Origin of the sequence: Micromonospora sp. II (genome assembly GCF_001709195.1) — a bacterium.
GTDB lineage: Bacteria > Actinomycetota > Actinomycetes > Mycobacteriales > Micromonosporaceae > Micromonospora > Micromonospora chalcea.
The window spans coordinates 1-10,012 of record NZ_LYXF01000065.1 but is presented as its reverse complement, the minus strand read 5'-3'; the positions used below and the strand labels follow the sequence as shown (position 1 = coordinate 10,012).

7 protein-coding genes are annotated in these 10,012 nt (G+C 72.5%); 1 reads left to right on the top strand and 6 read right to left on the bottom strand.

What is annotated here, in order from left to right:
• Positions 1–205 precede the first annotated feature (205 nt).
• Positions 206–751: a CGNR zinc finger domain-containing protein gene (locus tag A8711_RS25765; RefSeq protein ID WP_069089593.1), complete on the top strand. Its 546-nt coding sequence runs from the start codon at positions 206–208 to the stop codon at positions 749–751.
• Here A8711_RS25765 and A8711_RS25760 read toward each other — a convergent pair.
• The 6 genes from A8711_RS25760 to A8711_RS25735 form a co-directional block, all read right to left on the bottom strand.
• Positions 718–1,314, bottom strand: coding sequence for a GNAT family N-acetyltransferase (locus tag A8711_RS25760; protein WP_069089592.1), 597 nt, complete (start codon positions 1,312–1,314; stop codon positions 718–720). The genes A8711_RS25765 and A8711_RS25760 overlap by 34 nt on opposite strands.
• A 55-nt stretch (positions 1,315–1,369) precedes the next feature.
• Positions 1,370–2,779 (bottom strand): class II fumarate hydratase, encoded by a 1,410-nt coding sequence (locus A8711_RS25755; RefSeq protein ID WP_176722885.1) that lies wholly within the window; start codon positions 2,777–2,779, stop codon positions 1,370–1,372.
• A 44-nt stretch (positions 2,780–2,823) separates the two neighbouring features.
• Positions 2,824–5,802, bottom strand: coding sequence for an AfsR/SARP family transcriptional regulator (locus A8711_RS25750; protein WP_043327939.1), 2,979 nt, complete (start codon positions 5,800–5,802; stop codon positions 2,824–2,826).
• A 196-nt stretch (positions 5,803–5,998) separates the two neighbouring features.
• Positions 5,999–7,666, bottom strand: a complete 1,668-nt coding sequence (locus A8711_RS25745; protein WP_069089591.1) for a fumarate hydratase — start codon at positions 7,664–7,666, stop codon at positions 5,999–6,001.
• A 76-nt stretch (positions 7,667–7,742) separates the two neighbouring features.
• The gene (locus tag A8711_RS25740; protein ID WP_069089590.1) at positions 7,743–9,143 is read right to left on the bottom strand and encodes a PQQ-binding-like beta-propeller repeat protein; all 1,401 of its coding nucleotides are present in this window, start codon (positions 9,141–9,143) and stop codon (positions 7,743–7,745) included.
• 155 nt (positions 9,144–9,298) lie between these two features.
• Complete coding sequence (locus tag A8711_RS25735) at positions 9,299–9,787, bottom strand: Lrp/AsnC family transcriptional regulator (protein WP_013288920.1); 489 nt, start codon at positions 9,785–9,787, stop codon at positions 9,299–9,301.
• Positions 9,788–10,012: the final 225 nt, after the last annotated feature.

Genomic DNA, 10,012 nt, shown 5'->3' with positions numbered 1-10,012 from the left:
CGACCCGGGCGACCACCACCGCGACCGCCGACCACTCGCCGGTGATCAGCGGGCGGGCGAACGTGCCCGAGGTCGCGAACGTGATCGCGGAGAGCAGTGCCAGACCGAGCCCGACGCCGGATCGTTCACGCATCGACAGCTCCAGGTCATGAGTGAAGGACGGTTATGCTGATGACGCTAGGCGGAGCCCCTGACAGGAGTCAAGTTGCTTTTCGCTCATGACACCGAATGCGCGCTGGTCGGTGCCGCCGCACTGGTGAACACCGCCGACGGCGACCGGGAAGGGCTGCCCGACGTGGCCGCCCTGGACGCCTTCTTCACCACCCACGGGTGGAGCGGCCGGCACGAGCACACCGAAACCGAACTGCGCCAGGTCCGCGCGCTGCGGCCCCGGCTGCGCCGCATCTGGTACGCCGACACCGACGAGGTGGTGGCGATCGTCAACCGGCTGCTGCGCGAGTCGCACGCGCTGCCGCAACTCGTCCGGCACGACGACGAGCCGTACCACCTGCACGCGGTGCCGCGGGACGCGCCGCTGGCGACCCGGATGGCGGTCGAGGCCGCGATGGCGATGGCCGACCTGGTACGCATGGGCGAGCTGAGCCGGCTGCGGCACTGCGACCACCCCGACTGCGACAACGTGCTTGTCGACCTGTCCCGGAACCGCTCTCGCCGGTTCTGCGACGCCGGCTGCGGCAACCGGGCCGCGGTGAGCGCCTACCGGGCCCGCAGGGCGGCGTCCCAGTCCTGACGGGTCGCGGGCCAGTCCTCCCGGGACAGCTCGTACTCCACCTCGCCGTGCTCCGTACCCGGGATCGGGTCGTCGAACGCGAGGTGGAACGTGCGGACGTAGCGCAACCCGGCGCGGGCCATGACCGCCCGGGAGCGGTCATTCACCGCCATCGTCTGCGCCCACACGCGGCGGACGCCGACCGTGTCGAACGCGTGCCGCACCAGCGCCCGCGCGCCCTCGGTGGCCAGCCCGTGCCCCCACGCCGCGCGGCGCAGCCGGTAGCCCAGCTCCGCCTCGGCGCCGTCGTCGGACGGGTCGAGCGAGTGCCAGCCGAGGAACTCGCCGGTGAACCGGTCGAGCGTCGCCCAGCGGCCGAGCCCGGGATGCCGGGTGTACTGCGCGAGCACCCGGGGCAGCACGTCGTCCCGGAATGTCGCGGCCGGGGTCGGCACGCCGCCGGTCAGGAAGCGCATGACCTCCGGGTCGGCGTCCAGCGCCACCAACCGGTCCACGTCGTCCATCGTGAACCGGCGCAGCGTCAGCCGCGCGGTCTCCAGCAGCACCCCGCCGTCGTCACGCACCGTCGGATCATGCCGCGCCCACGGTGACGGGTCGAGGCAATTACCGGCGCCGGTCTCAGGGGTGGGTCATCCGGAGCAGATCCAGCGCCTCGTCCAGCTGGGTCTCGGTGAGCTTGCCCGAGTCGACGTGACCCCGGGAGATCACCACCTCGCGGATGGACACCTGCTTGGCCAGCGCCTCCTTCGCGATCGAGGCGGCCTCGTCGTACCCGAGGTGGCGGTTGAGCGGGGTGACGATCGACGGCGAGCCCTCCGCGTACGCCAGGCAGACCTCGGCGTCCGCGACCAGGCCGGCCACCAGCCGCTCGGCGAACAGCCGGCTGGACGCGGCGATCAGCTTGATCGACTCCAGCAGGTTGCGGCCCATCACCGGGAGCATCACGTTCAGCTCGAAGTCGCCCTGCGACCCGGCGAACGCCACCGCCGCGTCGTTGCCGACCACCTGGGCGCAGACCTGCCGCATCGCCTCGGCCACCACCGGGTTCACCTTGCCCGGCATGATCGACGAGCCCGGCTGGAGGTCGGGGATACGCAGCTCACGCAGGCCGGCGCGCGGGCCGGAACCCATCCAGCGCACGTCGTTGGCGATCTTGTAGAGACCGACCGCGACGGTACGGAGCTGGCCCGAGGTCTCCACCAGCGCGTCCCGGGCGCCCTGCGCCTCGAAGTGGTTGCGCGCCTCGGTCAACGGCAGCCCGGTCGACTCCCGCAGCTTGCCGATCACCCGCTCGGCGAACCCCAGCGGCGTGTTGATGCCGGTGCCCACGGCGGTGCCGCCCAGCGGCAGCTCGGCCAGCCGGGGCAACGCCGACTCCAGCCGCTCGACGCCGTAGCGGACCTGCGCCGCGTAGCCGCCGAACTCCTGCCCGAGCGTGACCGGCGTGGCGTCCATGAGGTGGGTACGCCCGGCCTTGACCACCGTCTCGAACTCGGCCGCCTTCTCCTCCAGCGCGCCCGCGAGCTGCTTCAACGACGGGATCAGATCCTCCACCACGAACTGCGTGGCGGCCAGGTGGATCGAGGTGGGGAACACGTCGTTGCTGGACTGCGACGCGTTGACGTGGTCGTTCGGGTGCACGTCGCGGCCCAGCTCGCGGCTCGCGAGGGTGGCGATCACCTCGTTGGTGTTCATGTTGGACGACGTACCGGAGCCGGTCTGGAACACGTCCACCGGGAACTGGTCGTCGTAGCCGCCCTCGGCGACGTGCGCGGCGGCGGTGGCGATCGCCTGCGCCACGTCCGCGTCGATCACCCCCAGCTCACCGTTCACCAGTGCCGCCGCCCCCTTGATCTGCGCCAGGGCCTTGATCTGGGCCGGTTCCAGCCCGCGCCCCGAGATCGGGAAGTTCTGCACCGCGCGCTGGGTCTGCGCCCGCCACAGTGCCTCGGCGGGCACCTCCACCTCGCCCATCGAGTCGCGTTCGATCCGGTAGCCGGTCGCCTCTGGAGTCGTCACGCCTACCATCCTGCCGCGCCGCCGGTCGGAGTGCAGGGAAAGTGGCGGCCCCCTCAGCCCAGCTCGACCAGCAGCTTCTCGGTGTCCCGCTGGTCCGGCGTCTCGACCTGACGGAACAGCGCCAGCGCACGCCCGGCGTACCGGCGGGCCTGGTCGGGGTCGTCGTGGCGCAGGCATCGCGCGAGGCCGTCCAGGGCGCGGGCCTGCTCGTAGCGCAGGCCCAGCCGCTCGGCGTCGGCTAGCACCCGGCGGTGCAGGTCCAGCGCGCTGGCCACGTCACCCTGGTCGAAGATCGCCCGGGCCAGCAGGTTCCGGGAGGCGCACTGCCCGACCAGATCCCCGGCGTCGATCATGGCCACGAGGGCGTCCCGGTGCAGCGAGGCGGCCAGCTCCGGCCGGCCCTCCTCGCGCTCCATCATGCCCAGCTCGTTGAGCAGCTCGCCCTCGCCGTACCGGTTGCCCACCCGGCGCTTGAGCCTCAGGCCGACGCGCAGGAGCCGGCGCGCGGGCCCGTGCTCGCCGCGCCGGTGCCGCGCCATGCTGAGGTGCCCGATCGAGTTGCCGAGCTGCCGCAGGTCGCCGGCCTGCCGTGCGACAGCCATCTGGTTGCGGCACATCCGCACAGCCTCGTCGTACCGGCCGTGCGAGATCAGGGTGAACGAGAGGTTGTTCAGCAGGTTGGACAACCACGACGACTCGCCCGACCGGCGGGCGATCGCCGCGGACTCGGTCAGGAGTTCGATACCCCGCTGGTGCTGCCCGTCGACCGCGTACGCGGTGCCGAGGTTGCCCAGCACCTTGCGCAGCTCGCCCGGCCGGTCGAGCCTGCGGTAGATACCGACCACCGCCTCCAGCCGCCGGATGGCCTCGGCGAACCGCGCCCGGCGGTAGTCCGCCGAGGCGAGATAGTTGAGCATCGTCGCAACGGCCTCCTCGTCGCCCAGGCGCTCGGCGGCCCGCAGACCGATCTGATGCGTCTCGATCAGGTCGTCCAGGCGACCGCCGTAGAAGTTGCTGACCCAGGCGACCCGGGCGAACTGCCAGCTCTGCCGGAGAAAACCCTCGTTCTCCGCCAGCCGGACGAGCGCCGTCAGGGTCGAGCGGTTCTCCTCCAACCATGCTCGGCCGAGGCCGACAGTGGCTGCCACCAGGTCGGGCCGCGCCGGCTCCGGCAGGTCGAACAGGGACGGCTCGGCGCCCGTCTCCAGCGACCGCCCGATGGACGCGGTGACCTGAAGATGGAAGTCGATGAGACGGCCCACCGCCGCCCGCCGCTCGTCGGCGGTCTCGCGTCCGGCGCCGAGCGTGCGCGCGTACTCGCGGATCAGGTCGTGCAGCTGGTAGCGGCCCGGTTCCACCTCCTCGACGAGGTGCGCGTCGACAAGTTCGTCGAGCGCGTCCTGCGCCTGCGGCAGCAGCAGGTCGGCGAGCGCGGCCGGCACCCGGTTGTCGACACACTGACCCGGGTGCAGGCCCAGCAGGCGGAAGACCCGCTGCGCGAGCGGCGACACCTGCTCGTACGACAACGCGAAGGCGCCGGCCACCGACCGCTCTCCCGCGACCAGCTCGGCCAGCGGGTCGGACGCGCCGGCCAGCCGCTCCGCCAGGTCGGCCACCCGCCACCGCGGCCGGTGCGCGAGCCGGGCCCCGGCCAGCCGCAGGGCCAGCGGAAGGTGTCCGCAGCGGCGGGCCACCTCCATCGCCGCCTCGGGCTCGGCGGCCACCCTCTCCGCGCCGGCCACGCGGGCCAGCAGCTCGACCGCCTCGTCGGCGTCGAGTACCGGCAGCGAGGACGGGCGGCCCGAGTCCAGGCCGATCAGGCGACGACGGCTGGTGATCAGTATCAGGCAGTCCGGACCGTTGGGCAGCAGCGGTGCGACCTGGCCGGCGTCGGCCGCGTTGTCGAGCACCACCACGGCCCGACGCCCGGCCAGCTCGGAACGCCACATCGCCAGCCGGTCCGTCGGGTCGGCCGGCACCCGTTCAGCCGGCACGCCGAGCTGCCGGAGCAGGGTGGCGGCGGCCACTGTCGTACTGAGCGGGCTGCGGTCGCTGTGCCCGTGCAGGTCGATGAAGAGCTGCGCGTCGGGGAACCGGCCGGCCACAGCGGTCGCCACCTGCACGGCCAGCGTGGTCTTGCCGCTGCCCGCCATGCCGTCGACGAGCTGGACCCGGCTACCCTCCTCGACCTCCCGCACCAGCCGGGCCACTGTCTGCTGCCGCCCGGTGAAGTCGCTGATCGCGCGCGGCAGCGCCCGCACCGGCGCGGCAACCCGGCTCTCCGGGCCGCTCAGCGCCAGGTCGCCGGCGAGTATCCGCTGGTGCAGCTCCTGCAACGCGGCACCCGGCTCGATGCCCAGCTCCTCGGCGTAGATCCGCCGCCCTTCCCGGTAGACAGCCAGCGCGTCCGCGTGGCGGCCGACCGCCGACAGGGCCAGCATCAACTGCCCCCGCAACCGTTCCCGCAGCGGCTCGCGCTCGACCGCCTCGGTGAGCTCGTCGACCAGCTCGGGCGCCCGGCGCAGCCGCAACTCGATGTCGACGCAGTCCTCCAGCGCGGCGAGCCGCTGTTCGTCGAGCGCCTGCGCCCGCCGCCGCACGCTACGGGCGGGGATGCCGGCCAGCACCGGCCCACGCCACAACGCCAGCGCGTCCCGGTAGTTCTGACGCGCCTCGATCAGCCGGCCCGCTTCGGCGTTCCGGCGGGCCGCCTCCACACCGTTGGCGAACACCTCTGCGTCGAGGTCGCCCGGCTCGATCCGGATGCCGTATCCGGCCGGGTCGGTGACGATGGTCACGGTGGGCAGGCCGAGCGCCGCGAACCGCTGCCGCAGTCGAGACACGCAGATCTGGAGCTGGGTCCGCGCGGTCGCCGGGGGACGGTCCTCCCACACGGCGTCGATCAGGTCCTCGGTCGGCACCACCAGGCCCGGACGCAGCAGAAACATGGCGAGGACGATTCGATCTCGACCCGCGGTGACGGTGGCTTCACCGCCGCCGACCCGCAGGGGCCCCAAGATTCCGAACCGCACCGCGCTCCCCCGACCGCCGTATCAACCCTGCAGCAGCGTAGCCCGGCGGTCACCGAGCGCCGCGCCGAGGCGATAGCGATCCGATAGCGGCGGCGCACAGACTCGGTGCGGGTTGCCGATGACGGCATCCGACGGGGGCGGTGCGCCTGTCCGGTGGTCCGACCGGGCAGGCGCACCGATGTCTGTGCGTCTGAACTCAGCGGCGGCCGACGGTGAGCACCGGCTTGGTGACCTCGGCGAAGAAGTCGTTGCCCTTGTCGTCGACGACGATGAAGGCGGGGAAGTCCTCCACCTCGATCTTCCAGACCGCCTCCATGCCCAGCTCGGCGTATTCGAGCACCTCGACGTGCTTGATGCAGTCCTGGGCGAGGCGGGCGGCCGGGCCACCGATCGAGCCGAGGTAGAACCCGCCGTGGGCCTGGCAGGAGCGGGTGACCTGGGCGGACCGGTTGCCCTTGGCGAGCATCACCATCGAGCCGCCGGCCGCCTGGAACTTCTCCACGTACGCGTCCATCCGGCCGGCCGTGGTGGGGCCGAACGAGCCGGAGGCGTAGCCCTCGGGGGTCTTGGCCGGGCCGGCGTAGTAGACCGCGTGGTCGCGCAGGTACTGCGGCATCGGCTCGCCCGCGTCCAGCCGCTCGGCGATCTTCGCGTGTGCGATGTCCCGCGCGACGACCAGCGGCCCGGTGAGCGACAGCCGGGTCTTCACCGGGTACTTCGACAGCTCGGCCCGGATCTCGTCCATCGGCCGGTTCAGGTCGACGCGGACGACCTCCTCGGTCTCCAGCGTCTCGTCGGTCACGTCGGGCAGGTAGCGCGCCGGGTCGGTCTCCAGGCGTTCCAGCCAGACGCCGGACGGGGTGATCTTCGCCACCGCCTGCCGGTCCGCGGAGCAGGACACCGCGATCGCCACCGGGCAGGAGGCGCCGTGCCGGGGCAGCCGGACCACCCGTACGTCGTGGCAGAAGTAGCGGCCACCGAACTGCGCGCCGATGCCGAAGTTGCGGGTCAGCTCCAGCACCTCGCCCTCCAGCTCCAGGTCGCGGAAGCCGTGCGCGCTCATCGAGCCCTCGGTGGGCAGCGCGTCGAGGTACTTCGCGGAGGCGTACTTGGCGGTCTTCAGCGCGTACTCGGCCGAGGTGCCGCCGATGACGATGGCCAGGTGGTACGGCGGGCAGGCCGCGGTGCCGATGAGCCGGAGCTTCTCCTCCAGGAACTGCATCATCCGCGTCGGGTTCAGCAGGGCCTTGGTCTCCTGGTAGAGGTAGGACTTGTTGGCCGAGCCGCCGCCCTTGGCCATGAAGAGGAACTTGTACGCGTCGGCGTGGCCGTCCGGGTCCTCGGCGTACAGCTCCACCTGGGCGGGCAGGTTGCTGCCGGTGTTCCGCTCGTCCCACATGGTCAGCGGGGCGAGCTGCGAGTAGCGCAGGTTCAGCCGGGTGTACGCCTGGTAGACGCCGCGCGAGATCGCCTCCGCGTCGGTGCCGTCGGTGAGCACGTGCCGCCCGCGCTTGCCCATCACGATCGCGGTGCCGGTGTCCTGGCACATCGGCAGCACACCGCCGGCCGCGATGTTGGCGTTGCGCAGCAGGTCGAGCGCGACGAACCGGTCGTTCGGCGAGGCCGCCGGGTCGTCGATGATCGAGCGGAGCTGGGCCAGGTGGGCCGGGCGCAGGAAGTGGGCGATGTCGTGCATCGCCTCGGCCGTCAGCGCGGTGAGCGCGCCCGGATCGACGGTCAGGAACCGGCGGCCACCCGGGCCGTTGACGACGTCCACGCCCTCGTCGGTGACCAGGCGGTATTCCGTCAGGTCGGGGCCGGTCGGCAGCAGGGGTGCGTACGAGAAGGCGGCGGCACTGCTCATGACCGAAAAGCCTAGGGCAGAGCCGTCGATCGGTGACACCCGCAGGTGGGGTCGTGGCCCGACCTCTCACCCACTGTCACTTGCCGTCGACGCAGAGTTCCCGCTTCGGGCCGCAACTGCCCTGGTCGCCGGGCGGCCGCCAGCTGCCCCCGGGGTTCGGCGCCACCGGCGCGTCGCCCTGGCCCGGCCCGGGCGCGCCGGTCGTGCCGGCGCCCCAGCGGACGTACCCGATCTCCCGGCCCTCCCCGATGATCATGCCGTTGGGGCCGACCGCCAGCGCGTTCGCCGCGGTCCGCAGCTCGACCAGGACGCGGCCCTCGCGCGGCTCGACCGCGATCAGCCGGGACGGCTTCTCCTCGCTGATCAGCGCCGCGTACGGGGTGAGCGCGGCGCCGCTCTTACCGCCCGCCGGCCGGGTCCACCGGGTCCGGTCCGCCGACAGCTCCCGCCCCAGCAGCGACTCCTTGTCGGCGCTGCGCACCACGGCGTAGCGGTCGTCCACGGCGAGCAGCTTCTCACCGTCCGCGCCGACCTGGAGCAGACGGCCGTCGTACCCGTCGAGCACCGCCTCACGCCCGTCCGGGGCGACACCGATCAGGACGTTGCGCGCGCCCTGCGGGTCCTCCCGCTGTACGCAGCCGGCGTAGTCGGCCGTACGCAGGTTGATCCCGGTCCGACGCCACACCTGCTGACCCGTCGCCGGGTCGACTGCCGTGACGGTGTAGTAGCAGCTCCCGTCGCGGGAGGTGGCCGCGATCCGGAGCAGCCGGCCGCCGACCACCGCCAGCCGCTCCTCCCGGCCCGGCTCGACGTTCTGCAGCACCCGGCCGGTCGCGGTGTCCACCACGTGTACCCGGCCGTCGACCGGGAAGCCGAGCAGCGGCGGTACCGCCTCCGGCCCGGCCACCCCGCCGTCGATCCGGGTGGCGCCCAGCCGCCGCGTACCGAGCAGCTCCGGGTTGTCGGCGAGCACGCCGCTGTGCACGCCGGGCAGGAACGCGCTCCACAGCGGAGCGGTGCCGCGCGGCTCCCAGGCCCGCAACGTGCAGTCCGTGGCCCGCACGCAGTAGGCGTCCAGCAGCAGGTTCCGGTACGTCCAGACGGCGATCGCCCGATCGTCGCGACGCCGGGTCACGCCGCTGACCGGGTCGAGCACCTCGTACCCCTTGTCCAGCAGCTTGCCCACGGCGACGACCGGGTCCCGGTCGCCGCCCGCGACCGCCGACCAGTCGGCCTTGCGCTCCCAGAGCTGGCGGCCGTCGGCGAGGCTGCGCGCCTCGACGCGGGTGCGCTGCTCGACGATCACCGTGTCGCCGGCGATGGTGACGCTGCGCGGGGTGCCGCCGACGCGCTGCTGCCAGACCACGTCCGGCTCGGAGATCGGCTTGCTGCGGTCGACCCAGTCCCACAGCGCCGGGAACGGGTTCCAGACGCCTGTCGCGGCGAGTACGACCACGGTGACGAGCCCGAGCAGCAACCAGCCGCGTACCCCTAGGCCCTTCACACCGCACACGGTAGCGACGATCACCGGTCCCCCGGGTCGCGCGCGGGGCGTGTCGCAGCGCTTCTTGCCCGGGCAGGTGTTAATAAGGGGCCCTTCCACCTCCGCAGGCGTTAACAGGGGGCCCTTCCTTACCCCCGGGCGGCGGAGCGGACCAGCGGCAGCGTGCGGTACGGGATCTGCTCGGCCAGCGCGATGATGGTGGACGCGCGCCGGATCCCCTCGGAGGCGACGATCTGGTCGATGACCCGCTGGAGGTCGGTGTTCGACCGGGCGACGATGCGGCAGAGCAGGTCGCTGGAGCCGGTGATGGTGTGCGCCTCCAGCACCTCGGGAATCGCGGCCAGGTGCGCGGTGACCTGGTCGTGGCCGTGCCGCTGGCTGATCTCCAGCGTGACGAAGCTGGTCACCCCGAAGCCGATGGCGGCGGGCGTGATGTCCGGCCCGAACCCGGTCACCACGCCGCGGCCGACCAGCTTGTCCAGCCGGGCCTGGACCGTGCCGCGGGCCACACCGAGCCGCCGGGAGCACTCCAGCACCCCGATCCGCGGTTCCTCCGCCAGCAGTTCGATCAAGCGCGCGTCCAGCTCGTCCAGCTGTACATCCTGACCAGTGTTCATGGTGTCCGACGGTACCGAATGCACAACCTGACCAGGAATAACGCCAACTGTTGCCCAACTCGCCGTGCGCCGTAGATCCTCCCCGGAAGAGCACATCCACGGCGGCCCACGAGGCCGGCCGGTACGCGAGGGAGGCCACCATGACCCAGGCGATCGACCGACCCCAGTCGACCGAGGACGTCGACGTCGACGCTCTCGTCGGCGCCGTCGACCACGACATCAGCC